23 protein-coding genes and 1 tRNA gene are annotated in these 24,520 nt (G+C 73.1%); 9 read left to right on the forward strand and 15 right to left on the reverse strand.

Annotated elements, in window-relative coordinates:
• Positions 1-80 precede the first annotated feature (80 nt).
• Together ACFUK0_RS17705 and ACFUK0_RS17710 are read right to left on the reverse strand one after the other, a co-directional pair.
• On the reverse strand, positions 81-1,073 hold the full coding sequence (locus ACFUK0_RS17705) for an LAETG motif-containing sortase-dependent surface protein (protein ID WP_380251077.1): 993 nt from the start codon (positions 1,071-1,073) through the stop codon (positions 81-83).
• Between the two features lie 160 nt (positions 1,074-1,233).
• Positions 1,234-2,181 (reverse strand): EamA family transporter, encoded by a 948-nt coding sequence (locus tag ACFUK0_RS17710; RefSeq protein ID WP_380251079.1) that lies wholly within the window; start codon positions 2,179-2,181, stop codon positions 1,234-1,236.
• Between the two features lie 45 nt (positions 2,182-2,226).
• Between ACFUK0_RS17710 and ACFUK0_RS17715 the strand changes: the two genes are divergently transcribed.
• Complete coding sequence (locus ACFUK0_RS17715; RefSeq protein ID WP_380251081.1) at positions 2,227-2,739, forward strand: MarR family winged helix-turn-helix transcriptional regulator; 513 nt, start codon at positions 2,227-2,229, stop codon at positions 2,737-2,739.
• 98 nt (positions 2,740-2,837) lie between these two features.
• On the opposite strand, the gene ACFUK0_RS17720 is transcribed toward ACFUK0_RS17715, so the two are convergent.
• The 9 genes from ACFUK0_RS17720 to ACFUK0_RS17760 form a co-directional block, all read right to left on the reverse strand.
• A complete protein-coding gene (locus ACFUK0_RS17720) occupies positions 2,838-4,457 on the reverse strand; it encodes an alpha/beta hydrolase (protein ID WP_380251083.1) in 1,620 nt (539 codons plus the stop codon).
• Positions 4,458-4,702: 245 nt separating this feature from the next.
• Positions 4,703-4,776 (reverse strand) — tRNA-Ala (locus ACFUK0_RS17725).
• Between the two features lie 87 nt (positions 4,777-4,863).
• The gene (gene glpR / locus ACFUK0_RS17730) at positions 4,864-6,042 is read right to left on the reverse strand and encodes a gephyrin-like molybdotransferase receptor GlpR (protein ID WP_380251085.1); all 1,179 of its coding nucleotides are present in this window, start codon (positions 6,040-6,042) and stop codon (positions 4,864-4,866) included.
• A gap of 150 nt (positions 6,043-6,192) precedes the next feature.
• A complete protein-coding gene (locus ACFUK0_RS17735) occupies positions 6,193-6,819 on the reverse strand; it encodes a GNAT family N-acetyltransferase (protein ID WP_380251169.1) in 627 nt (208 codons plus the stop codon).
• A complete protein-coding gene (locus ACFUK0_RS17740; RefSeq protein ID WP_380251087.1) occupies positions 6,816-7,400 on the reverse strand; it encodes a molybdenum cofactor biosynthesis protein B in 585 nt (194 codons plus the stop codon). The genes ACFUK0_RS17735 and ACFUK0_RS17740 overlap by 4 nt, the downstream gene beginning before the upstream one ends.
• Positions 7,397-7,858 (reverse strand): cyclic pyranopterin monophosphate synthase MoaC, encoded by a 462-nt coding sequence (gene moaC, locus ACFUK0_RS17745; RefSeq protein ID WP_380251171.1) that lies wholly within the window; start codon positions 7,856-7,858, stop codon positions 7,397-7,399. The genes ACFUK0_RS17740 and moaC overlap by 4 nt, the downstream gene beginning before the upstream one ends.
• 190 nt (positions 7,859-8,048) lie before the next feature.
• Entirely contained in the window at positions 8,049-9,398 is a 1,350-nt protein-coding gene (glp, locus tag ACFUK0_RS17750) for a gephyrin-like molybdotransferase Glp (RefSeq protein WP_380251089.1), read from the reverse strand.
• A gap of 70 nt (positions 9,399-9,468) precedes the next feature.
• Positions 9,469-10,389, reverse strand: a complete 921-nt coding sequence (galU, locus tag ACFUK0_RS17755; RefSeq protein WP_380251091.1) for a UTP--glucose-1-phosphate uridylyltransferase GalU — start codon at positions 10,387-10,389, stop codon at positions 9,469-9,471.
• 53 nt (positions 10,390-10,442) lie between these two features.
• Positions 10,443-11,417 (reverse strand): GGDEF domain-containing protein, encoded by a 975-nt coding sequence (locus tag ACFUK0_RS17760; protein WP_380251093.1) that lies wholly within the window; start codon positions 11,415-11,417, stop codon positions 10,443-10,445.
• 63 nt (positions 11,418-11,480) lie between these two features.
• On the opposite strand from ACFUK0_RS17760, the gene ACFUK0_RS17765 reads away from it, so the two are divergent.
• Positions 11,481-12,071 carry a 5-formyltetrahydrofolate cyclo-ligase gene (locus ACFUK0_RS17765; protein ID WP_380251095.1) on the forward strand — a complete coding sequence of 197 codons (591 nt, stop codon included), beginning with the start codon at positions 11,481-11,483 and terminating at the stop codon, positions 12,069-12,071.
• A 12-nt stretch (positions 12,072-12,083) separates the two neighbouring features.
• On the opposite strand, the gene ACFUK0_RS17770 is transcribed toward ACFUK0_RS17765, so the two are convergent.
• Positions 12,084-14,810 (reverse strand): penicillin acylase family protein, encoded by a 2,727-nt coding sequence (locus ACFUK0_RS17770; protein ID WP_380251097.1) that lies wholly within the window; start codon positions 14,808-14,810, stop codon positions 12,084-12,086.
• Positions 14,811-15,196: 386 nt separating this feature from the next.
• Between ACFUK0_RS17770 and ACFUK0_RS17775 the strand changes: the two genes are divergently transcribed.
• Entirely contained in the window at positions 15,197-16,681 is a 1,485-nt protein-coding gene (locus ACFUK0_RS17775) for a potassium/proton antiporter (protein ID WP_380251099.1), read from the forward strand.
• A gap of 43 nt (positions 16,682-16,724) precedes the next feature.
• On the opposite strand, the gene ACFUK0_RS17780 is transcribed toward ACFUK0_RS17775, so the two are convergent.
• Positions 16,725-17,456 (reverse strand): SDR family NAD(P)-dependent oxidoreductase, encoded by a 732-nt coding sequence (locus ACFUK0_RS17780; protein WP_380251101.1) that lies wholly within the window; start codon positions 17,454-17,456, stop codon positions 16,725-16,727.
• Positions 17,457-17,551: 95 nt separating this feature from the next.
• On the opposite strand from ACFUK0_RS17780, the gene ACFUK0_RS17785 reads away from it, so the two are divergent.
• From ACFUK0_RS17785 to mscL, 5 genes are all read left to right on the forward strand, one after another.
• A complete protein-coding gene (locus ACFUK0_RS17785; protein ID WP_380251103.1) occupies positions 17,552-18,403 on the forward strand; it encodes a LysR family transcriptional regulator in 852 nt (283 codons plus the stop codon).
• Positions 18,404-18,735: 332 nt separating this feature from the next.
• Positions 18,736-20,073, forward strand: a complete 1,338-nt coding sequence (locus ACFUK0_RS17790) for an MFS transporter (RefSeq protein ID WP_380251105.1) — start codon at positions 18,736-18,738, stop codon at positions 20,071-20,073.
• A 136-nt stretch (positions 20,074-20,209) separates the two neighbouring features.
• Positions 20,210-20,563: an FmdB family zinc ribbon protein gene (locus tag ACFUK0_RS17795; RefSeq protein WP_380251107.1), complete on the forward strand. Its 354-nt coding sequence runs from the start codon at positions 20,210-20,212 to the stop codon at positions 20,561-20,563.
• Between the two features lie 324 nt (positions 20,564-20,887).
• Positions 20,888-21,220 (forward strand): hypothetical protein, encoded by a 333-nt coding sequence (locus ACFUK0_RS17800; RefSeq protein WP_380251109.1) that lies wholly within the window; start codon positions 20,888-20,890, stop codon positions 21,218-21,220.
• Between the two features lie 99 nt (positions 21,221-21,319).
• Positions 21,320-21,736 carry a large conductance mechanosensitive channel protein MscL gene (mscL, locus tag ACFUK0_RS17805; protein WP_380251111.1) on the forward strand — a complete coding sequence of 139 codons (417 nt, stop codon included), beginning with the start codon at positions 21,320-21,322 and terminating at the stop codon, positions 21,734-21,736.
• Positions 21,737-21,893: 157 nt separating this feature from the next.
• On the opposite strand, the gene ACFUK0_RS17810 is transcribed toward mscL, so the two are convergent.
• Together ACFUK0_RS17810 and ACFUK0_RS17815 are read right to left on the reverse strand one after the other, a co-directional pair.
• A complete protein-coding gene (locus ACFUK0_RS17810) occupies positions 21,894-22,139 on the reverse strand; it encodes a hypothetical protein (RefSeq protein WP_380251113.1) in 246 nt (81 codons plus the stop codon).
• Positions 22,140-22,310: 171 nt separating this feature from the next.
• On the reverse strand, positions 22,311-23,282 hold the full coding sequence (locus tag ACFUK0_RS17815; RefSeq protein ID WP_380251115.1) for an RNA polymerase sigma factor RpoD/SigA: 972 nt from the start codon (positions 23,280-23,282) through the stop codon (positions 22,311-22,313).
• 460 nt (positions 23,283-23,742) lie between these two features.
• Between ACFUK0_RS17815 and ACFUK0_RS17820 the strand changes: the two genes are divergently transcribed.
• Positions 23,743-24,516, forward strand: a complete 774-nt coding sequence (locus ACFUK0_RS17820; protein ID WP_380251117.1) for a phosphatase PAP2 family protein — start codon at positions 23,743-23,745, stop codon at positions 24,514-24,516.
• Positions 24,517-24,520: the final 4 nt, after the last annotated feature.

Consider the following 24,520-nt stretch of genomic DNA (forward strand, 5'->3'; position numbering starts at 1 on the left):
GGCCGGAGAAGGCTCTGAGAGCTTCTCCGGCCGGGCCCCTGCGGGCTACCCGGGTACTTCAGGTGCGGTCAGCCGTGGTGTCAGCTGCGACGCGCGCGACGGCGGCCGAGGAAGACCGCTCCGCCGCCCAGGGCGAGCAGCGCCGCGCCGCCGGCCGCGATGGCCGTCGTCTGGGTGCTGTTGCCACCGGTGCTGGCGAGGTTCTCGGACGGCGTCTCCGAGACCGGCGCGACGGTCGGGGTGCCGACCGGGCCGGCGGCGTCGACGACGGGCGCCGGGGCCGCGGAGGTGGCGGAGGCGCTCGGGGCGGCGGTGGCCGACCCGGTGGCGCTCGGGCTCACCGTGGCGGACGGGCTCGCGGTGACGCTCGGCGAGGCCGAGGCCGACGGGGACTCCGAGGCGGTGGCCGTGGCCGACGGGCTGGCGGTGGCCGTGGCGGTCGGGCTCACGGTGGCCGACGGGCTCGCGGTGACGCTCGGCGAGGCCGAGGCCGAGGCCGACGGGGACGCGGAGGGCTTCACCGTGGGCGTCGCGGACGGGCTGGCCGTCGGCGTCGGGGTGCAGGCCTTGCCGCCGTTCCAGGCGGTGATCAGGTCGTCGGGGAACGTCGCGTTCGGGTACTTCGGCAGCGGGGCCGACACACCGTCGTGCTTGCGGTCGTTGCCGTACAGGTCGATCTGGCCGAAGCAGGTCGGCGCGTGCGAGCTGACGTCGAGCTTCGCCTCACGCTTGGACTTGCCGAGCGTGGTGGTGTCCCAGCCGAGGAAGGTCTGGGTGCCCGAGGTCGCCCAGGTGGAGCCCTGGGTGTTGTACGAGGCCAGCGAGACGTCGTACTCGCAGCCCTCGCCCGGGTGGGAGTCCTCGCTGAGACGGACGGAGATCTTGGTGGACGGCTGCTGCAGACGGCCGTCGGTGACCCACTTCGAGCCACCGTCGACCTTGTACTCCACCGTGACCGAGCCGCACTTCTTGGCGGCCGCGGCGTGCGCGGTGCCGGCGACCGCGAGCGGCGCGACGACTGCTATGCCGACGGCGGAAAGCGCCGACAGTGACCTACGGAGAGATCGAGACACGGATGCTCCTTCAAGCTGTGATCGCCAGGCCCCGGAGGCAGGGAGCACGGCCGGGAGCTGAGCACTGTGAGAGCGGCGACAGTACACGAGGCCGAAACATGTTCAGCGCCGGGGATCCCTTGGGGCACAAGGGCCTTGGGGCGTTCTGGGACAAACCCGGTCAGGACTGTACGCGGACAAGATCGTCTTCGCTCCCGGCGGCCGGACGGCCGTTCCCTTCGGTTCGCACACCCTCTTCTGGCCGGGATCCGCCGTTCGGCCTGCCGCCCTGGGCGACCACGAGCGCGCCGAGGACGACGGCCGCACCCAGCACCTGGGCGGCGGTCAGCTCCTGACCGAGCACGACCCAGCCGACCGTGGTGGCGACGAGCGGGCTCAGCAGCCCGAGGAAGGTGACGCCGGTGGGCGACAGGGCGCGGATCCCCCGGAACCAGAGCGTGTAGGCCAGCGCCGCGCCGACGAGCGAGAGATAGCCGTAGCCCGCCAGGTTCGCCGGCGTCAGCACGGCCGGCGGCGGCCCCTCGACGAGCAGGGCGACCGGAAGCAGCAGCAGGCCGCCCGCGACGAGCTGCCAGCCGGTGGTCGCCAGCAGCGGCGCGGGCGGGGCCCAGCGCTTGCTGAGCACCACGCCGGCGGCCATCACCACCGCCCCGCCGAGCGCGGCGGCCACCCCCAGCCCGTCCAGCCGGGCGCCGGCCCGCAGCACCAGCAGACTGACGCCCGCCACTCCGGCCAGGCCGGACAGCACCGTACGCAGCGTCAGGCGCTCCCCCAGCAGGCCTGCCGAGAGGCCGGCCACCAGCAGCGGCTGGACGGCGCCGACGGTGGCGGCTACCCCGCCGGGCAGCCGGTACGCGGCGACGAAGAGCAGCGCGAGGAAGGCCCCGATGTTCAGCGCGCCGAGCACCGTCGCCCGCCACCACCAGCTGCCCCGCGGCAGCCGCCGGGTGATCAGGACGAGCAGCAGCCCGGCCGGCAGGGCGCGCACCACGGCGGCGAGCAGCGGGCGGCCCGGCGGCAGCAGTTCCGTCGTGACGATGTAGGTGGTGCCCCAGACGGCGGGGGCCAGAGCGGTCGTCAGGATGATTCCCAGTCGATTGCTTAGCACTAAGCAAAAATATCTCACCGCTAAGAGATTGGCTAGACTGGAACCGTGACAGACCACGTGGACCGCGTACTCGAACAGTGGAGCGCCGAACGCCCCGACCTCGACGTGTCACCGATGGCGGTGATCGGCCGGATGAAGCGCCTCCATCAGCTCATCGAGGCGGAACTGCGCCGCACCTTCGCCGCACACGGACTCGACGCCGCGTCCTTCGACGTCCTCGCCACCCTGCGCCGCAGCGGCCCCTCCCACAGCCTGACCCCGGCCGCCCTGATGCGCTCCGCCATGGTCACCTCGGGCGCCATCACCCAGCGCCTCGACCGCCTCGAAAGCCGCGGCCTGGTCACCCGCACCCCCAGCGAGACCGACGGCCGCGTGGTGCACGTCGCCCTCAGCGCCGAGGGCCTCGCCCTCATCGACCGGGCCCTGCCCGACCATGTCGCCACCGAACACCGCCTGCTCGCCGCCCTCACCCCCGACCGGCGCGACACCCTCGCCGACACCCTGCGCGACCTGCTGCAGTCGCTCGGCGACGACAGCGGCGGCAGGAGCGGCAGCTGACACGGCGGCAGGGGCGGCCCTCCGGTAAGGAGAACCGCCCCTGCCGCCGCCGGACGCGCGACGCCGGCCGCCGGTCGCCAGTTGCCAGTCGCTAGTCGCTAGTCGCTGGCGCAGCTCGTCCCCGCGGCCGGCATGGTGCCGTCCACCAGGAAGGCGTCCACGGCCGCGCTGACGCACGCGCTCTTGCCGTATCCGGTGTGGCCGTCCCCCTCACGGGTGAGCAGGACCCCGCCGGCCAGCCCGGCGGCCAGCTTCTGCGCCCAGGCGTACGGGGTGGCCGGGTCGCCGGTGGAGCCGACCACCAGGATCGGGGCGGCGCCCACGGCCTTGATCTGATGGGGCTGCTCGGTCGACCGGTACGGCCAGGCCCGGCAGTCGGGGTCGAACAGGGCCTGCTCGGGGTTGTGCGCGCTGACCAGCGGGGCCTTCTCCTTCAGCTCGGCCAGGGCGGCCTGCAGCTGCTCGGGCGCCGGGGTGTCGACACCGCCGTCCGCGCAGTGGATCGCCAGGTAGGCGTCGAACATGTTGGTGTAGTGGCCCTCGGCGTCCCGCCCGTTGTAGCCGTCGGCACGGGCCAGCAGGTAGTCGCCCTTGTCCTTGACCATCGCCCAGCCGAGCGCGTTGCGAAGGTACTCCCAGGACTGGTCACCGCCGTAGAGCGAGCTGAGGACGGCCGTCCACCCCTCGGTCGCGGTCAGCTTGCGGCCGCCCTGGACGGTGAGCGGGTCGTCCTTGAGGCCGTCCAGGTAGTCGGCGAGCTTCTGCACCGCACGGTCCGGATCGGTACCGAGCGGGCAGGCCTTCTGCTTGACGCAGTCGGCGGCGAACTCGCGCAGCGAATTCTCGAAACCCGCCTGCTGCTGGACGTTGTGCTGCAGCAGGTTCATCGTCGGGTCGACGGCGCCGTCGAGGACGAGCCGCCCGGTGCGGTCGGGGAACTCCTCCGCGTACAGGCTGCCGATGTAGGTGCCGTAGGAGAAGCCCAGGTAGTTGAGCTTCTGGTCGCCGAGAACCGCGCGCAGTACGTCCATGTCCCGGGCGGTGTTGCGGCTGCCGACGAACGGGAGCACCTTGCCGGAGTTGGCCTGGCAGGCGTCCGCGAGCACCTTGCCGTGGGCGGCGTCCGCCTGGTCCGTCGCGTTCCAGTCGTCGCGGCTGCGGTCGTCCAGGCAGTGGACCGCGGCGCTCTGGCCCACGCCGCGCGGGTCGAAGCCGACGATGTCGAAGCGGTCGTGCAACGACCCGTCATATCCATGGATGTCGTACTCGACCATCTGCACACCGGAGCCGCCCGGCCCACCGGGGTTGACCAGCAGGGAACCGATCCGCTGGTCGGGCTTGCCGGCCGGGTTCCTGGCCAGCCCGACGGTGACGGCCTCGCCCGCCGGGTCCGCGTAGTCCAGCGGGACGCGAAGGCTGCCGCACTGGGCCGCCGACTCGTCGTTCTTCTCGGTCTTCGGATCGTCCGCGCAGGGTGCCCAGGCGATCTGCTGGCCGTAGAAGGCCTGCAGGGCCGGGTCGGCGGCGCCGGTGGGCTTCGGTGTCGGCGTGGGCGGGACGGTCGGCGTGGGCGACGCGGTCGGGGGGGCCACCGGGCCGGGGGTGGCCGACGCCCCGGCGCCGGAGTGACCGGCGGAGGAGGTACAGCCGGCGAGCAGGCAGGCCGCGAGGGCGGCAGGAAGTGCGCGGCGGGAGAGCCGCGCGAATATGGCGTTCACCGCACAGGAGTATCACCTGCTCATCACAGTGATCACCTTGTTATTCCCGGCGACGCAAGGGCCGTACGACTCCGAACGGCCCGTCAGTCCACCGCGCGGAGCCGGCCCGACGGTACGCCCGGACCGACGGCGCGCCGGTCGGGCGATGTGCTGTGGGCCCCGCAACGCGAAGATCCCGCCCGATCACAGGGATCGGACGGGATCTCGTGACCGTTCACGGGCATAACCCGAGAACAGTCGTTGGGTGGAGCTGAGGGGATTCGAACCCCTGACCCCCTCGATGCGAACGAGGTGCGCTACCGGACTGCGCCACAGCCCCAACGAGATGAAACTTTAGCACCTTCCGGGGGCGGTCCGTGACCACCCCCGGGTGGAGCGCCCTGGTGGGGGGCGCTCCGCGGGGTGGTCATTCGTTGGCGGCCCGGGGGCGGCCGGCGTAGCCGTCCTCGGGGGCGGCGGGGGCGGCGGGGGCGGCCGGCGGTTCGGCGTACTGGTCGAAGAGGGGCGTGTTGCGGGGCTCGGCCGGGCGGCCGGCGTTCCAGGTGCCGGGGGCGCCGAGGTCGAGGCCGCGGGAGACCCGGGGGGCCACGGGGGCGGTGACGTAGGTCGGCAGCGGGACGGGGACGGGCTCCCACGAGTCGGGGCCGGCGGCGCCGCGTTCGCGCATGCCGTCGACCCACTCCTCGTGGTCGGTCGCCTCGACCAGGGCGGAGGCCGTACTGGTGGGGCGGACGCCGTGCGGGGCCGGGTCGGCGGCGATCCGCAGGTGCGGACGGCCGCGGTCGTTCGGGTGGGCCGCGTCGTGCGGGGCCCGGCGGCTGCCGGTCTCCTGACGGTCGGGGCGGGGGCCGCCGGTACGGGCGGCGGGCGGGCGGCGGTTCTCGTCCCGGTCTCCCTCGGCGCGGCGCTGTTCGCGCTGCCGCAGCCGCTCGGCGGCCTGGGCCGCGCGGACGCGGTCGAGCTTGACCTCGTACCGCTGGCGTTCCAGCTTGCGCAGGTGGCCGATGTACAGGGTGAGGAGGGCGGCCGGAACGGCCGGTGCCCAGAGGAAGGCCAGGCCGGCGACCGCCGCGACGATCGCGCCGAGGGCGAACGCCAGGAAGAGCACGCTGACCATCCGGCGCCGGCGGGCCAGCAGGCGCGCGCGGCGTTCGGCCGGGAGGTCGAAGGCGCGATCGGGGTCGCCGGAGTGCGGCCGGTCGGTGTCGGACCGGTCGGCGTCCTGGTCGGCGTCGGGGTGGGGTCCGGACCGGGACGGCGCGCGGCCGGCCGGCTCGGGGGCCGGGTCGAAGCCGCCCGGAGACGGTTCGGGGGCGTGCTCGTCCGGCCCGGCGGGGTCGCCGGAGGTCCGGTCGTCGGATGTCTGGTCGCCGTCGGTCCGGTCGGGGGTGCTCTGGTCGTCGCCAAGGGCCCGGGATGCCCGCCGCTCCATCGCCGATCGCCCGGCCAGCAGGCGGATGGCGGTGCTGAAGCGTTCCGTCGGGCGCGCCTCGTTGAGCTCGTCCTGCCTGCGGAGCCACATCGGCACCAGATAGGCGGCCCAGGCCCCTACGATGACCGCGTAGATAAGGCCGCTACTGCTCACGTTTCACACCGTACGGGCGTTGGGTAAGGCCTGGCAGCAATTTGGCACGGCGTGTCGTGTGATCAAGCTGATTCTCCGACTATTTTGCCGGTATTTGTGCCCGTCCGTCTGGGGAACGATGCCATATCGATATTATTTTCGAACATATATTCAATTCTCTGACTCACGGCCGGACCTGATCGCCCGCCAGCGGTCGAGCATCCCCTCCGGCACCTCTTCGGCGGTCAGTACGTAGACCAGGTGGTCCCGCCAGTCCCCGTCGATGTGCAGATAGCGCGGACGCATTCCCTCCGAGCGGAACCCGAGTTTTTCCACCACCCGGCGGCTCGGCATGTTCTCGGGCCTGATGCAGACCTCGATCCGGTGCAGGCCGAGGACCCCGAAACAGTGCTCGACCGAGAGGGCCACCGCCGTCGGCATGATGCCCTGGCCGGCCACCGCCTCGTCGATCCAGTAGCCGACGTTCGCCGAGCACATGGATCCCCAGGTGATGCCGCCCACGGTGAGCTGGCCGGCCAGCCGGCCCTTGTGCAGCACGACGAAGGGCAGCATCCGGCCGGCCGAGGCCTCGCCGCGCAGGTAGCGGACCATCTGCCGGTAGGTGGGGCGGGAGCCGGGCTCGCGGCCGGCCGGGGACGGCGGCACGGTCGCCTCCCAGCGCCGCAGCCAGTCCCGGTTGCGGCGGCTGACCTCCTGCCAGTCCCGCTGGTCACGCACCCGGATCGGGCGCAGCGTGACGTCCCCCTCGTGGAGTTCGACCGGCCAGCCGGCGTTCAGTGCGCGCTCCCGTCCGCAGCGTCCGCAGCCCCTGCGGTGTCCACGGCTTCCACGGCCTGCCCGGCTCCGACAGGGCCGGCGTCCGCAGCCGCCGGGCCACCGGAACCGGAGCCGGGGTGGTCGCCGCCGCCGAGCTGGTCGACGGCGTGCGCCAGCAGCGGTCCGAGGACGGCCAGGCCGTCCTTGACGCCGCCGGTCGAGCCGGGCAGGTTGACGATCAGGGTGCGTCCGGCGAGGCCGGCCAGGCCCCGGGACAGCGCCGAGGTGGGGACCTTCTCCCGGCCGTACGCCCGGACGGCCTCGGCGATGCCGGGGATCTGCCGGTCGATGACGCGGGCGGTCATCTCGGGGGTGAGGTCCATCGGCGAGATGCCGGTGCCGCCGGTGGTCAGCACGACGTCGTAGCCGGCGGCGACGGCCTCGCGCAGGACGGCCTCGACCGGGTCCCCGTCAGGGACGACCCGGGGGCCGTCCACCTCGAAGCCCATCGCCCGCAGGCCCGCGACCAGGAGCGGGCCGCCCCGGTCCGCGTAGACGCCGGCCGAGGCCCGGTTGGAGACGGTGACGGCGAGGGCCTTCACGAGCGGGTCTCCCCCGGCTCGGCGGGCTGCCCGGGGGCGTACCAGTCGCCGCTCTTGCCGCCGGTCTTGGTGAGCACCCGGACGTCCTCGATGGCGGCGCCCTTGTCGACGGCCTTGACCATGTCGATGACGGTGAGCCCGGCGACGGCGACCGCCGTGAGGGCCTCCATCTCGACGCCGGTGCGGTCGGCGGTCCGCACGGTGGCGGTGATCTCGACGGCCTCGTCGGTGACGGTCAGGTCGACCTGGACGCCGGAGATCGCGATCGGGTGGCAGAGCGGGATGAGGTCCGGGGTCCTCTTGGCCCCCATGATCCCGGCGATCCGGGCGACCGCGAGGGCGTCGCCCTTGGGTACGCCCTCTCCGCGCAGCAGTTCGACGACCCGGGGTGCCACCCGTACCCGTCCGGCGGCGACCGCCGTGCGCACGGTGGTGGCCTTCCCGGAGACGTCGACCATGCGGGCGGCGCCGCTGTCGTCGACGTGGGTGAGGCGGTCGCCGGGTGGTGAGGTCGTCACGGGTGCTCCAGGAGGACGGGTCGAATACCGCGCTACCGTACCCCCCGGGCCCGCCGGCGGGTGGGACCGGCCGGGGCCTGAGCAGGGCGTCGTCGGCCCGGCCGCCCGGAGCGGGGCCGCCGGCCGGCCGTCAGGCGTCGAGCAGGACCACGTCGACCTCGCTGCCGGCGGGCACCGCGGTGACGTCCTCCGGGACGACGATCAGGCAGTTCGACCTGGCCAGGGCGCCGACCAGGTGGGAGCCCTCGCCCCCGACCGGCTCGACCCGGCCGTCGGTGGTGTACCGCCCGCGCAGGAACTGCCGGCGCCCGGCGGGCGAGCGCAGGTCGGCCGGGCAGAGCGCCCGGACCACCGGTCGGTGGACGTCGGGGGCGCCGAGCATGGTGCGGATCAGCGGGCGGACGAACAGCTCGAAGGAGATGTACGAGCTGACCGGGTTGCCCGGCAGCGCGAGCAGCGGGACGCCCGCCCCGGTGCCGATCCGGCCGAAGCCCTGCGGCTTGCCGGGCTGCATCCGCAGCCGGCGGAAGTCGACGCCGCCGAGGCCCCCGTCGCCCTGCAGGGCCTCCTTGACCACGTCGTACGCGCCGACGCTGACACCGCCGCTGGTGACGACGAGGTCGGCCCGGCCGAGCTGGTCCTCCAGGACGGCCCGCAGCACCGCCGGGTCGTCGGGCACGCCGCCGACCCGGTACGCGATGGCTCCGGCGTCCCGGGCGGCGGCGGTGAGGGTGAAGCTGTTGGAGTCTGAGATCTGGCCGGGGCCGACCGGGTCGCCGGGCTGGACGAGCTCGCTGCCGGTGGAGAGCACCACCACCCGCGGACGGGGGCGGACCCGTACGGTCGCGCGGCCGATCGCGGCGAGCAGGCCGAGCTGGGTGGGGCCGAGCAGGGTGCCGGCGTCGAGCACCCGGACGCCGGCCGCGATGTCGCTGCCCCGGCGGCGGATGTGGGCGGCCTCGGTGACCGGGCGCAGGACCCGGACCTCCTCGCCCTCGACGGGCGCGGTCATCGCGGCGGCGGCCAGACCGCTGCCGGTGCCGCCGTCCGTCCACTCGACCGGGGCGACGGCCTCCGCGCCGGGCGGCATCGGGGCGCCGGTCATGATCCGGGCGGCCTGGCCGGGCCCGACCTTGGGGAGTTCGCCCGCGCCGGCCGCGATGTCACCGACCACGGCCAGCACCGAGGGGTACCGGTCGGTGGCGCCGGCCGTGTCGGCGGTGCGCAGCGCGTAGCCGTCCATCGAGCTGTTGTCGAAGGGCGGCAGGTCGCCGGCGGCGATCACGTCCTCGTCGAGCCGGCAGCCCTGGGCGTCGAGCAGCTGGAGCTCGATCGCGGGCAGCGCCGCCGCGGCGGACAGGATGTCGGCGAGGTGCTCGTCGACCGTCCACATCCGGTCCGCGGCGGGAGCCGATGCCGGGTCCGCGGCGCCGTCGCAGCAGGCTGCGGGGTCGGTGGTGCGCTCCGTGGGCCCGGTCATCGCTCACTCGCTCTCGGTCGTCGGGCCGCCCCGGCGGGGGCGGCCCGGTGGACAGCAGGTCCGCGGCTGGTCAGTCCTGCAGCTCGGTGCGGACGAATTCCCGGAGCCAGCTGCGGAACTCCGGGCCCAGGTCCTCACGCTCGGACGCCAGCCGGACGATGGTGCGCAGGTAGTCCGCGCGGTCACCGGTGTCGTAGCGGCGGCCCTTGAACAGCACGCCGTGCACCGTACCGCCGCCGGCGGCGTCGCGGGTGGCGAGTTCGCGCAGGGCGTCGGTGAGCTGGATCTCGCCGCCGCGGCCGGGCGGGGTCTCGCGCAGCACGTCGAAGACGGCCGGGTCGAGGATGTAGCGGCCGATCACCGCGTAGTTGGACGGCGCGTCGGCGGTCTCCGGCTTCTCGACCAGGTCGGTCACCCGGAAGACGTCCTCGCCGAAGCCGTTGGGCTTGACGGCGGCGCAGCCGTACAGGTGGATCTGGGAGGGGTCGACCTCCATCAACGCGACGACGGAGCCGCCGAGTTCCTGCTGCACCTCGATCATGCGGGAGAGCAGCGGGTCGCGGGGGTCGATCAGGTCGTCACCGAGCAGGACGGCGAACGGCTGGCCGGCCACGTGCTGTTCGGCGACCAGGACGGCGTGGCCGAGGCCCTTGGGGTCGCCCTGGCGGACGTAGTGCATGTTGGCCAGCTCGACGGATTCGCGGACCCGGCGCAGCCGGTCCTGGTCGCCCTTGCGGGCGAGGAGCTCCTCCAGCTCGTAGGCGCGGTCGAAGTGGTCCTCAAGAGCGCGCTTGTTGCGGCCGGTGACCATCAGTATGTCCGACAGGCCTGCTGCGGAGGCCTCTTCGACGACGTACTGGATGGCCGGCTTGTCGACGACCGGCAGCATCTCCTTCGGTGTGGCCTTGGTCGCCGGCAGGAAGCGGGTCCCCAGACCGGCTGCGGGCACCACGGCCTTGGTCACCGGCGTGCGGGTGGGTGTCGTCGTCATGCGTTTACCTTACTAAGGCGTCTGAACGCCGAGCTGATCACCGGGTTAAACCGCTATGAATGAAGATCGCGGCCTGCGGCAACGGCGGTCGGCGTGTCCGGAAGGGCAGCGGGGGTGAGGGGCCCCGCGCTGTCACAGGCCGACAGGCTACCGGTGAATACCGGACGGTCGCGCACGGCCTCCGGACCCCGCTGCGCCGCGTCGGGCGCTGCACCCCTCTGCGTCGCGTCCTGCGCCGTGCCCTGCGTCGTGCCCTGCGCCGCGTCCGGCTCCGCCTCCTGCTCCGCCCCGTCCTGCGCCGGGCGCGGGCCCGCCCCGCGCCAGCAGTCGCCGCCGGCCTGCTTCGCCTCGGTCAGCGCCCGGTCGGCGGCCCGCAGCAGCAGCGCGGCGTGCGCTCCGTCCCGGGGCAGCACGGCGATCCCGACCGAGGCGGTCAGGCCGTTTCCGTGCGCCGGGCGCGGTTCGCGCGGGCCGGAGGACCAGTCCAGCAGGCGGTGCCGGCGCACGGACCAGACCAGCCGCTCGGCGACCTGGACGGCGCCCTCCAGGCCGGTGTCCGGCAGCAGCACCAGGAACTCCTGCCCGCCGTACCGGCCGAGGGTGTCCGACCGGCGGATCTCCATACCGAGGCGCTGGATGAGATCACGCAGCACCGCGTTGCCGCGGCCCCGGCCGTGCTCGGCGATGATCGCGTCGAAGCCGGCGATCTCCAGCATCAGCAGCGCCAGCGGGTGCGGCTGGTCGAGGCGGTCGGCACGCTGGTCGGCCCGGCGGGCGCGCTCGATCTCGCGGCCGAGGGTGAGCTGCAGGTGCCGGTAGTTCCAGACGCCGGTGAGCGGGTCGCAGGAGGCGGTGCGCTCCAGTTCGGCGCAGCGGTCCTCCAGTTCGGTGATCCGCCCGCGCAGGCCGGCCTCCCGGACGGCCGCGCCGGAGTCGCCCCGCCGCAGCCGGACGCCGAGCAGGGTGGTGCCGGCGAGCGCGGGGACGCTCAGCACGGCCATGGCCTGGACCAGTAGCGCGGTGGACATTCGGGGCGCCTTCCGCATGTCAGGCTCTGAACCGTCACCGGGTACAGAGCTGTGGAGGATCCCATGCACAACGACAAGGCCGGGCTGAGGACACGGCTGCTCGCCGCCCGCCGGGCCCGCACCCCGCAGTGGCGCGAAACCGCCGCGACCGCGCTGGCCGGCCACGCGCTGGCCCTGGCGGGGCCCGGCCGGACGGTGGCCGCGTACGTCTCGGTGGGCGCGGAGCCGGGCACCCGGCCGCTGCTGGACGCGCTGGCCGCCCACGGCGTGCGGGTGCTGCTGCCCGTCCTGCTCCCCGACAACGACCTGGACTGGGCCGTGTACGAGGGCGCGGCGCACCTCGCCCCGGCCGCGCGCGGCCTCCTGGAGCCGACCGGGCCCCGGCTCGGTCCGGAGGCGGTCACCGGGGCCTCGGTGGTGCTGCTGCCCGGCCTCGCGGTGGACGGCCGCGGCCTGCGGCTGGGCCGCGGCGGCGGCAGCTACGACCGGGTGCTGGCCCGCCTCGCCAGGGCCGGCGCGCGGCCCCTGCTCGCCACCCTGCTGTACGAGGACGAACTGCTGGAGAGCGTCCCGGCCGAGCCGCACGACCTGCCGGTGGACGCGGCCGTCACCCCCTCCGGCGTGCACCGGGTGGGCCCGGACCGCAGGGGGTGAACCGGCCGGGGGTCAGCCGGTCGTGAGGACCAGCTTGTTCCTGACCGACTTCTCGACCGCCTCCGCCGAGTAGGCCCAGGGCAGCAGCTCGCCCTTCGCCCACAGGGCGGTCTGGTCGTTGTAGTTCGGGTGGTAGGCGTGGCCGGAGGCGCCGCCGACGTTGATCCAGCGCGAGGCGTCGAAGTTGCTCAGGTCGACGACCATCCGCATCGAGGGGATCCAGTCGACCTCGTAGCCCGCCGCCGCGTTCCAGCCGGCCGCGTTGACGGCGGCGGTGCCGCCGGACAGCTGGTACGGCCCCCGGTTGAGCAGCTTGTGGACGACGCCGGAGGCGATCGAGGAGTCGTCCGTGCCGAGGGTCTGCTCGCGCAGGGTCAGCGTGTGCAGCCGGCCCCAGCTCCAGGTGGAGATGTCCTTGCTGAGCAGGGACGTCAGGTCCTGGCGGGCGTCCTTCATGGCCTCCGCGAGCAGGTTGTCCAGGCCCTTCTGCTCGTGGTGGTCGGCGTCGATGTACGTCCACCAGCTGCTGTCGGGCTGGGTGAGCTGCTGGCGCACGACCTCCATCCACCGGTCGCCGCCGTCGGGCTGGGCCTTGCCCGGATCCCGGGTGCCGCACTCGGTGACGATCTCGGTGGTCGAGGTGTCGGGCTTCGTGGGGTCGCTCGGGGCGTGCACCAGCAGGCAGTTGTCCTCGGCCCGCAGGTCGGCCGGGAACTTCTGGCCGAAGGCGAGGCTGAGCAGCTGGCGCCAGACGCCGTTGTAGTACGCGGCGGCGGCCGAGTCGGCGTCCTGGTGGTAGTTCCAGTCCTTGAGCAGGCCCTGCGCCTCGCGGACGTACGGGTCGTTGATCTTCACCTTGAGCAGCAGCGGGACGAGCGTCTGGGCCAGCACGCTCGTGTTGTCCAGCTGCATCGACTGCATGTCGTCCGGGGAGATCTTGCCGCCGTTCCTGAGCTTCAGCTCGATCTGGTCGGTGATCTCCTTGGCCCGGGTGCCGTACTCCCAGTCCTTGGTCAGCAGGTACTTGTACGTCGGGTCGACCACGGCCTGGTTGGCGGTGACGATGTAGCCGGCCGCCGGGTTGAAGCTGTACGGCAGCGCGCTGAAGGGGATCGAGCCCTTCCAGGCGTAGGAGGAGTCCCAGCCGAGCGAGGGGTAGGTGCCGTCGCCGTTGCCGCGGACCGGGATGCTGCCGGGCGCCTGGTAGCCGATGTTGTTCCTGGTGTCGGCGTAGATCAGGTTCTGGGCGGGGACGGCGAAGTCCTTCGCGGCGGCGCGGAAGTCGTCCCAGCCGGTGGCCCGGTCGAGCTTGAAGACGGCGTCCATGGTCTTGCCGGGGGTGAGCGCCGTCCACTGCAGGGCGACGCCGTAGCCGGTGGTGCCGCGGTCGGGGGCGGCGTTGCCGTTCGGGGCGTAGGTGCCGACCTTGCGCTGCTCGGAGCTCGGGTCGGAGATCAGCGGCGCGCCGCTCTGGGTGGTGCGGACGGTGATCGTGCGGTCCTCGCCGCCGGCGACCTTGATGGTCTCCTTGCGCAGCCCGAACTTCACGTCCTTGCCGTCGACCAGGTACGTGTCGGGGCCGGTGACCTTCTCCAGGTAGAGGTCGGTCACGTCGGCGCCGAGGTTGGTGAAGCCCCAGGAGATGTTGTTGTTGTGGCCGATCACCACGCCCGGCATCCCGGCGAAGGTGAAGCCGGAGGTGTCGTAGCCGCAGGCCGCCGAGACGGCGCGGCAGTGCAGGCCCATCTGGTACCAGACCGAGGGCAGCCCCGGGCCGAGGTGCGGGTCGTTGGCGAGCAGCGGCCTGCCGGTGGTGGTGTGGCTGCCGGCGACGACCCAGGAGTTCGAGCCGATGCCCTGGCCCTGGCGGCCCAGCAGCTGCGGCATCGCGTCGATCCGGTCCGCGACGTCCTTGAGCAGCCCCTCGGCGGCGACCGCGCCCTGGGCGGTGGCACCGGCCGGCGCGGCCGGCGGGGCGGTCGAGCCGTCGGCCGGCTTGTAGGTGTCGCCGGCGACGGTGCCGGTCTTCTTGACGATGGTGCCGTTGCGGTCGTACGGGTAGTCCGGGTAGAGCTGGGCGATCTTGTCGGCGCTGAAGTCCTGGCTGAGCAGGGAGCGGTCGATCTCCTCCTGCAGGTTGCCGGAGAGGTTCCAGGCCATCGCCTTGAGCCAGGCCACCGAGTCGACCGGCGTCCACGCCTCCGGCTTGTAGTCGCCGTTGGCGACGCCGAGCAGGGCGTACTCCAGGGAGGCGCTCTCGCCGCCCGGGTGCTCGGTGAGCCAGGCGTTCACGCCGTCCGCGTAGGACTGCAGGTACGCCTTGGTCTCCGGCTCCAGGATCGTGTCGTACTCCTGCTGCGCCACCTGGTGCCAGCCCATGGTGCGCAGGAAGGAGTCGGTCTCGACCTGGCCCGAGCCGAACATCTCGGAGAGCCTGCCGGACGTGATGTGCCGCCGTACGTCCATCTCCCAGAAGCGGTCCTGGGCCTGCACGTAGCCCTGGGCCCGGAACAGGTCCTCGGGGGTGTCGGCGTAGAGCTGCGGGATCCCGTTGGCGTCCCGTTCGACGTCGACCGGTGCGGAGAGTCCCGGCACCTTGACGCTGCCGTTGACGTCGGGGAAGGACGCGCGGACCGCGGCCACTCCCCGGTAGCCGCCGTATCCGAGTCCGGCCACCAGGAGCACGGCCAGCACGATCACGATCAGACGGGCGCGCCGGAACTTCTTCGAGCGGGGCATCTGGGTCCTTGGCATCAAACGGGTGCCGCCCGAAGGGCGTCGTTGAACGGGAGGCGGAGGGTCTCGGTTGTGGCCGTGACAGGTCACCACATTAGGCCGACTCAGGTGGCGGGCGTGCACGGGGGACGCCCACGGTCGGATCGCGGGCCCGTCGGGAGGGGCTCCGGGCGGGACACGGACCGGAACAGCGGCTGGAACACGGGCCGGAACACGGCCCGGGACGCAGGCTGGGACCCGGAAAGGATTCACCTAAAGAGCAGGTAAAATGTTAGACTGAGTAACGATCCGGTCGTGACGGACCGTCAGCCACCCCGGCCGCCGTCCCCTCCGTCCCCGACCGACGCCGTGTCCGCCGCCCCGCCCGCTCCTGCCCGAGGTGCCCCTGCGTGACTGTTGACCACCTGAACCAGTTCCTGCTCGAGTTCTCCGTGATCCTGCTGGTCGCGGTGGTCGCCGTGCGCATCTCCACCCGCTCCGGGCTCCCCAGCCTGCTGATCTACCTCGGGATCGGGGTGGCCCTCGGCCAGAACGGCCTCGGCATCAGCTTCAACAACGCCGAGCTGACCCAGGTCCTCGGCTACGCGGCCCTGGTCGTGATCCTCGCCGAGGGCGGCCTCAAGACCAGTTGGCGCGAGGTCAGACCGGTGATGCCGGCGGCCACCGTGCTGGCCACCGCGGGCGTCGCGATCAGCGTCTTCGTCACCGCGGCCGGTGCCCACCTGCTGGTCGGCCTCGACTGGCGGGCGTCCCTGCTGCTCGGCGCCATCGTCTCCTCGACCGACGCCGCCGCCGTCTTCTCCGTCCTGCGGATGGTCCCGCTGCCGCACCGGCTGACCGGCCTGCTGGAGGCCGAGTCCGGCTTCAACGACGCCCCCGTGGTCATCCTGGTCGTCGCCTTCGCCACCGCCGGCGAGGCCGACGCCTGGTACGTCCTGGTCGGCACGATCATCGCCGAACTCGCGATCGGCGCCGCCGTCGGCCTCGCCGTCGGCAAGCTCGGCGCCTACGCGGTCAAGCACGTCGCCCTGCCGTCCTCCGGCCTCTACCCGATCGCCGTGATGGCCCTCACCGTGCTCGCCTACGCGGGCGGCGCCCTGCTGCACGGCTCCGGCTTCCTCGCCGTCTACGTCAGCGCGGTGATCCTCGGCAACGCCAAGCTGCCGCACGGCCCTGCGGTGCGGGGCTTCGCGGACGGGCTCGCCTGGATCGGCCAGATCGGCATGTTCGTCCTGCTCGGCCTGCTCTGCACGCCCGCCAGCATGGGCTCGGCGATCGTGCCCGCCCTGGTCATCGGCACCGTGCTGGTCTTCCTGGCCCGCCCGATGTCGGTGTTCCTCACACTCACCCCGTTCAGGCTGCCGATCCGCGAGCAGGCCCTGCTGAGCTGGGCCGGACTGCGCGGCGCGGTGCCCATCGTGCTGGCCACCATCCCGCTGGTGTCGGGCGCCCCCCGGGCCCAGGACATCTTCAACATCGTCTTCATCCTGGTGGTGGTCTTCACCCTGCTCCAGGGCCCCACCCTGCCGTGGGTCGCCAAGTGGCTCAAGGTCTCCGAGAGCCCGATGGGCCAGGACCTCGGCATCGAGTCCGCCCCGCTGGAGAAGCTGCACGGGCAACTGCTGTCGGTGGCCCTGTCGGCGGGTTCCCGGATGTCCGGTGTCGAGGTCGGCGAACTGCGGCTGCCCGCGGGCGCCGCCGTCACCCTCGTGGTCCGCGACGGCAACAGCTTCGTCCCCGACAAGACCACCGTGCTGCGCGGCGGCGACGAGTTGCTGGTCGTCACCACGGACGCCGTCGGCGAGGCCGCCGAGAGGCGGCTGCGGGCGGTCGACAAGGGCGGCAAGCTGGCCGGCTGGCTGAACGGACGCTAGAGCGGGTACCGCCGCACTCCGCGGGTGACGCCCGCCGTGCACGTCACCAGGGCACGGTGCCGGCGTCCTCGAAGAACTGGCCGGTCGGGCCGCCGTCGGGCAGGGTCGCGAGCTTGATGGCGATGGCCGCGCCCTGTTCGGGGGTGCGCACGCCCCGGAAGCCGTTGAGGTCGGTCGCGACGTAGCCGGGGCAGCCGGCGTTGATCAGGATGTTCGTGCCGCTCAGCTCCCGGGCGTACTGGAGGGTGACGGCGTTCAGGAACGTCTTCGACGGCGCGTACGCCACCGCCACCGGACCCGTGGTCAGCTCACCGGCGGTTCCCGACTGCCGGGCGAGGGAGCCGACGCTGCTGGACATGTTCACGATCCGCGGCGAGGCGGAGCGACGCAGCAACGGCATCAGCGCGTTGGTCACCCGGATGACGCCGATGACGTTGGTCTCCACGACCGTACGGACGGTGGCGGGGTCGACGCCGGTGGGCTCCTGGGGCATGGCTCCGGCGATAGCGGCGTTGTTGACGAGTACGTCGAGGCGTCCGGCCCGGTCCTCGATCAGCCGGGCGGCGGCGGTCGCGCTCGCGTCGTCGGTCACGTCCAGCGGTACGCCGAACGCGTCGACGCCGGCCGCCCGCAGTCGTTCCACCGCGGCCTCGCGGCGCCGGTCGTCGCGGGCGCCGACGCCGATGCTCCAGCCGAGGGCGCCCAGGCCTGCGGCGATCTCGTAGCCGATTCCCTTGTTCGCGCCGGTGACCAGCGCAATCGTCTTTTCGCTCATGGGGACCATGCTGCTCTCGGCCCCTGGCCGGGGTCCAAGACCGGTTGGGTGGGCGGCGATACCTTCCGGGTATGGATCCGGAGTAGCGTGGCCGGATGGAGACCAGGGAACTGCGCTACTTCGTCGCGGTCGCCGAGGAGTTGCACTTCGGGCGCGCCGCGCAGCGGCTCGGGATGGCACAGCCGCCGCTGTCACGGGCGATCCAGCAGCTCGAACGCCGGATGGGGGCAGCGCTGCTGGACCGGACCAGCCGCAGCGTCACGCTGACCGAGGCCGGTTCGGTGCTGCTGGCCGAGGGCCGGGCGGCCCTCGACGCGGTCGACGCTGCCGAGCGCCGGGCCCGTCGTGCGGCCGCTTCCGCGACCGGCCGTCCCGGCCTGGTCCTGGTCACGAAGGCCAGCGCGTCCAGCGAGCTGCTGGCGAGACTGCTGAGCGCGTACGCCGCCGAACCCGGCGCCGTCCCCGTCGACGTCATCCTGTGCGGCCCGGCCGAGCAGGGGCGACTCCTGCGTGAGGGCCGGGCCGACGTGGCGCTGCTGCACCGGCCGTTCGACTCGACGGCCGGGCTCCACACCGAGGAGCTCGGCTCGGAGGGCCAGGTGGTGGTCCTGCCGGCCGGGCATCCGCTCACCGCCCGGACCCATGTGCACATGGCCGACATCACCGGACTGCCGGGCCTGCCCCTGCCCCGCTGGCCCGGTCCCGACGGCAGCTACCCGCCCGGCCCCGGCCCGCAGGTCCGCGACCACGCGCAGCTGCTGCAGCTCGTCGCGCTCGCCCGGGCCTGCGCGGTCTCGCCGGAGTCGTGCCGGGCCCAGCTGCACGGTGACCTCGCCGCCGTGCCCGTGCTGGACGCGCCGAAGGTCACCACCGTGATCGCCTGGCCACCGCACAGCCGGTCCAGAGCCGTCGCCGACCTCATCCGGACCGCGACCCGTCTCCCGTAGTCCACCACGCCCGGCCGGGCACCCTGTCGCGCCCCGGCACAGGCGCGTTCGGCAGCAGCACCGACCGCTCGCCTTGCATTGGTAGGACGATTTGCGTCGCAGCCTGTAGTATGCAGGAGAGCGCTTGCTGTTCGAGCGCCTCACGAACCACTGAACACACGACACATCCGCAACATCTGCCTGAAGCAGAGTTGGCGCGACCGCTCGGCGGCCGCGGCCCGCAGCATCCACCGCCGGGCCCGGTAACAACCCCGGTCGACGCGCGAGAGGACGACTCTCGGCGCCGTCGGGGCCACCCGTACCCCTGCCGCGCTACCAGGCAGCAGGAAGGCATGACCGTGACGGCCCGCCGAACGGTCGACGACACCCCCGCCCCGACCAGGCCCCGCCCAGCGGCACGGGTCGGCTACGGAACACTGCTGCGCACCCCCGGTGCGCGGAGGTTCCTGCTGCCCGCCTTCGCCGCCCGCCTGCCCTTCGCCATGCTGAGCCTCGGCATCGTGCTGCTCGTCCGCGACACCTACGGCTCGTACGGCACCGCAGGCGCCGTCGCGGCCGTCTCGGCCGTCGCGCAGGCCTTCGTCGGCCCGCAGACCGGCCGGCTCGCCGACCGCTACGGCCAGGCCGCCGTCCTGGTGCCCAGCGTCCTCGTCCACGCCGCCTCCGTCGGCGCGCTGATCGCGCTCGCCCTCGGCCACGCTCCGGTCTGGACGCTCTTCCTGGCCGCCGCCCCGGCCGGCGCGAGCGTGCCGCAGATCGGCGCGATGGTCCGGGCCCGCTGGGTCGCCAAACTGGCGGACTCCTCCCCCGGGACGCTCAACACCGCCTTCGCCTTCGAGTCCGTGACGGACGAGTTGACCTTCGTGATCGGCCCGGTGCTCGCCACCGCCGTCGCCACCGGACTCTCCCCCGCCACCGGACTCGTCGCCGAAGCCGCCCTGACCGTCGTCGGCGGGCTCGCCTTCGCCGCCCAGCGCGGCACCGCACCGGCCCGCCACCCGCACGAGCCCGGCGTCCGGCGGGTCTCCGCGCTCGCCTCGCCCGGTGTCAGGCTGCTGGCCGCGGCCTTCCTGGGTGTGGGAACCGTCTTCGGCGCCATGCAGGTCTCGGTCACCGCCTTCGCCGAGGCCGCCGGACAGCCCGGTGCCAGCGGCACCGTCTACGGCGTCTTCGCCGGCGGCTCGATGCTGGCCGGCGTGCTCTACGGCATGGTCGCCTGGCGCCGCTCGGCCCGGCAGCGGATGCTCGGCAGCTACGCGCTGCTCGTCCTCGGCTGCTCGACCCTGTGGGCGATGCCCGGCCTGACCGCGCTCGCCCTCGCCGGGCTCGTCTGCGGACTGGCCATCGCACCGACCCTGATCACCGGCTACACCCTGGTCGAGACGCTCGTCCCGGACGGTGCCAAGACCGAGGCCTTCACCTGGCTGACCGGCGCGATCGGGCTCGGCCTCGCCGCCGGCTCCACCGTGGCCGGCCGGCTGATCGACGGACACGGCCCGTCGGCCGGGTTCCTGGTGCCGGTGACCGGTGCCGGGCTCGGACTGGTGGCGCTGGTCGTCCTGCGCCGGCTGCTGGTCGCCCCCGCCACGCCGGGGACACCCGGCAGGCCGAGCCGGACGGTGGCGCAGAGCGCCGCTCCGGCCCAGCTCGTCGGGGCTGCCAAGGGCTGAGACCGGTCGTCCGGCGGCGCCGGTGGGGGTATCTCACACCTGCGGCGCTGGACTGATCAGGCGGAATGCCGCATCATTGACCGTCGTTAGCACTCATCAGGCGAGAGTGCCAGGGGGAAGTGCAGGAGGAAGTCAAGTGCCCACGTACCAGTACCAGTGCACCGAGTGCGGCAACGGCCTGGAGGCGGTGCAGAAGTTCACGGACGACGCGCTGACCACGTGCCCCGACTGCCAGGGACGGCTCCGCAAGGTCTTCTCGGCCGTGGGCGTGGTCTTCAAGGGCTCTGGCTTCTACCGGACCGACAGCCGTTCGTCCTCCAGCAGCTCGGTGGGCGCCTCCTCGAACGGATCCTCCGGCTCCACCGGCGGCGGCTCGGGCAGCTCCGGCGGCTCGACGTCGGGCGGCTCCACCTCCGGCAGCAGCTCGACGACCTCCGCGAGCCCCGCACCTGCGGCCGCCAAGTCGTCCGGCGGCGCCGCGTCCGGCTGAGCCCGGAACACGAGCCCGCTGCACGAGCCCGAGGCCGGGCCCAGCAGGGAACACGCAGACTTCGAAGGGTCTGCTGCCACCGCCGACCGCGGTGGCAGCAGACCCTTCGCGCATCCGCAGGCCCTTCGCGCGTCCGCAGGCCGGCCTGCCTGGGCAGCCCGTGGGGGACGCTTCGGGGATCCGAAGTTATCCACATCCCCGAGTTGTCCACAGGCGAACCGGCGGGTATTCCGCCACCGTCCGCACTGTCGCAGGCTGAGCACGCAACCCCGGCCCGGCCCGGGGGTCCGCGTTCCAGTTCCCGACCAGAGGCGTTGCCCCACCATGACGAACTGCCCCCAGCCCCTGCTCCCCGCAGCTCCCCGGCACCGGGCGTCCGCCCGCCGTGCCGTCCCGGCCTGCGCCCCCGCCGTGCCGCCGCGGCGGACCGTACCGGCCTTCCCGCCGATCCGGCGCGGAGGGACCGGGCGGCACCGGCTCCAGCAGGCGGTACGACACCGGCCCGGAGTTCTGGCCACCGGCCTGCTCGCGGCCGTGACGGCGCTCGCCGCCGGCCCGCTGCGCCCGGGCCCGCCGCCCCCCGCAGCGACCTCCGCCGCCCACGAGCCCGGCATCGCCCCACGCTGCACCCCGGGCGCCGCAGAGCACAGCCCCTGAGCCCCCGCGCCCGCGCCCGGCCATCGTTCGCACGCCCGACCGACACACCCGGGTACCGCGTCAGCCCGATACCGGACAATTCGCCCGTAATCTCACTCCATGAAGGGCTTCAAGGAATTCCTGCTTCGCGGAAATGTCGTCGAACTCGCGGTCGCCGTCGTCATCGGTGCGGCGTTCACCAACATCGTCAACGCCTTCGTCAAGGGCGTCATCAACCCGATCGTCGGCGTCTTCGGCGCCAAGGACCTCGCGTCCTACAGCTCCTGCCTCAAGGGGCCGTGCAGCGTGAGCGCGACCGGCGAGGTCACGTCGGGCATCTTCATCCTGTGGGGGTCGGTGCTCAGCGCGGTCCTGCAGTTCCTGATCACCGCCGCAGTCGTCTACTTCTGCCTGATCGTCCCCATGAACCGGCTCGCCGCCAGGCGCAAGAGCCTCGCCGAGATCCAGGCCGAGGCGGAGGCCAAGGAGGTCGTCCTGCTCACCGAGATCCGCGACGCACTCGTCAGCCGGGCCTGACCCCGACCAACGGCCCCCACGGACGAGGGGCTGAGCCCCGGCCTTCCCCCGGCCGACGGCTCAGCCCCTCCCGATCCCTCGCCCCGTCAGTCCCTCGTCCCGGCCCGGGCCCGGCGACCGGGCCGGGCGGTCCTGCGCCCCGCCCCGGGCACCCGGTTCAGCCGCCGTGGTGCGGCGGCCGCTGGCTCAGGTACCAGTCCAGCCCCCGCCCGCCGCTCTCGCCCGCCGACGGCCGCTCTCCCCAGCCGCCGTCGGTGTCGTCGGAGGACTGCCGGTCCAGCGGGTCCCCGAACACCAGCTTCGCCCGGCCCGCGGCCTCGGCGCCGCCCTTCGTCCCGCCTCCGGCTTCGGCCCCGACCTCGTCGCCGGCCGCCGCTGCCTCGCCCTGCTCCTGTCCGCCCATCGTCCCGCCTCCAGCCGCTCCAACCGATCCGCTTCCAGCCTACGAGCCCCGGAGGCCGGACATGCCGCAGCCCCGGCGCGGCACCCGCCACACCGGGGCTCCCGGCCCGCCTGCCTGCCTGGCCCGTCCATCCCGTCCGGCCGTACGCTCCGGCCACGGGGCCGCCGTGTCTCAGGCGGCTTCGAACCCGGCGTGATCGGCGATCTTCTTCAGCTCGGCAAGTGCGTGCTTCTCGATCTGCCGGATCCGCTCACGGGTCAGGCCGTGCTGCTTGCCCACCTCGGTGAGGGTGCGCTCGCGACCGTCCTCCATCCCGTAGCGGGACCGGATGATCGAGGCCGTACGGTCGTCCAGCCGGCCGATCAGGTCGTCCAGCTCCTCACGGCGGAGCATCACCATCACGGCGTCCTCGGGAGAGGTCGCCCCGGTGTCCTCGACGAGGTCGCCGAACTGGGTCTCGCCCTCGTCGTCGACGGACATGTTGAGACTGACCGGGTCCCTGGCCCAGTCGAGTACGTCCTTGATCCTGGCCTCGGTCGTGTCGAGCTCGGCGGCGATCTCCGAGGGCTCGGGCTCACGCCCCAGCTCCTTGGCCTTCTCCCGCTGGACCCGCCGGATCCGCCCGAGTTCCTCGACCAGGTGGACGGGCAGCCGGATCGTCCGGGACTGGTCCGCGATGGAGCGGGTGATCGCCTGCCGGATCCACCACGTGGCGTAGGTGGAGAACTTGAAGCCCTTGGCGTAGTCGAACTTCTCGACGGCCCTGACCAGGCCCGCGTTGCCCTCCTGGATGAGGTCGAGCAGCGGCAGCCCGCTGCGCGGGTAGCGCCGGGCCACAGCGACCACCAGACGCAGGTTGGAGCGGATGAAGACGTCCTTGGCGCGCTCGGCGTCCTCGGCTATCGCCTCCAACTCCTCCCGCTTGACGCCTTCGGGGAGCGCGCCCTCCTCCAGCAACTGCCGGGCGTACACACCGGCCTCGATCCGCAGCGACAGCTCGACCTCCTCGGCGGCATCGAGCAGGGGCGTCCTGGCGATCTCGTCGAGGTACATCCCGACCAGGTCGCGGTCGGCTTCGAAATTGGTCGGGCGGGCCGCGCGAGTCCGGTCGGCCCTGTCACGAACGACGGCACGGGTGGCCATGCTTGCTCCCTTGCTGCTGTTGCCGGGATCTGCCTGCCCGAAAGGGCAAGAATGCGGGCCCTACCGGGGCTCACACGTAACGATCCAACGCACAGAAACCGGACAACATTCCCAAGTTGCCCAGATTCTTCGTTCGATGCAGTATCCTGCCGATTTTCACCCCGGTTTTGGACGGAGGGTGAGCGCAGACGTACGGCGAGTGTCAGATCCGGGTCGGCTCCGGGAGACCGTCTTCCACCGAAGGGGACATCCATTCGAGTCGCCCGGCGCGCCTCTCGCAACAGGAACCACCGGAGCCCCCGCGGACCTTCCCCGCGCACCTGCGCGGGTCGGCGCGGATCGCGCGTCCGCGGGCCGACCCTCGCCGATCCGCCCCCGACTCCGCCCCTTCGCGCAAAAGATGCCGAATCGCTATGTGTCCATCGCAAGATCGGCACGGCCCGCTGGGAAGGTGACAGTCATGCACCTGACCACCACCCCGTCGCTCGCCGTACCGAGCCGCACACTCCCGCGGTGCGTGACGGTGGTGGTCTGCTGCGCCGTCCTGTTCGGGGCGCTGCTGGCGCTGGTCGAGGCACGTTGGGGTCCGCTGGCCGGACTGGACCGGGGCTGGACCGACGCCGAGCACCGCTACGCCACCCGGCACACCGTCTGGATCGCCGCCGTACAGACCCTCAGCGACATCGGCGGCACCGTCACCATGCGGACCCTGCTCGGCCTGGCCGCGGGCTGGCTCTGGCTGATCGGCGCCCGGGCGCTCGCCGGCTGGGCCGCGGCGCAGTGCCTGATCGGCTGGGGCCTGCTCTGGGTGCTCAAGCTCTCCGTCGGCCGTGCCCGGCCGCACTTCGTCGACCCGGTCGCGCACGCCTCCAACCCGGGCTTCCCCTCCGGCCACGCCATGGCCTCCGCGATCACCTGCGTCGCCCTGGTCTGGCTGCTCCGCCCGCATTCCAACGGGGCCGCGAGGGTGGCCGCCGCAGGCGTCGCGGCCCTGGCCGTGACGGCCATCGGCTGGACCCGGATCGCGCTCGGCGTGCACTGGCCGAGCGACGTCCTGGCCGGCTGGCTGGCCGCCGGAGTGGTCCTCGGCGCCGTGACCGCCGCCGTGGAACTCTGGCGGCCGGGCGCCCTGGCCCGGGACGTCCGCCGGGTGAACTGGCGCACCCGGCCCCGCGTGCAGCGCGTCCTGGCAACGGGGGCCTCGGGTGAGGACCCCTCCGCCGACCTTCGTTAGCGTG

Source organism: Kitasatospora sp. NPDC057223 (assembly GCF_042669755.1).
Taxonomy (GTDB): Bacteria; Actinomycetota; Actinomycetes; order Streptomycetales; family Streptomycetaceae; genus Kitasatospora.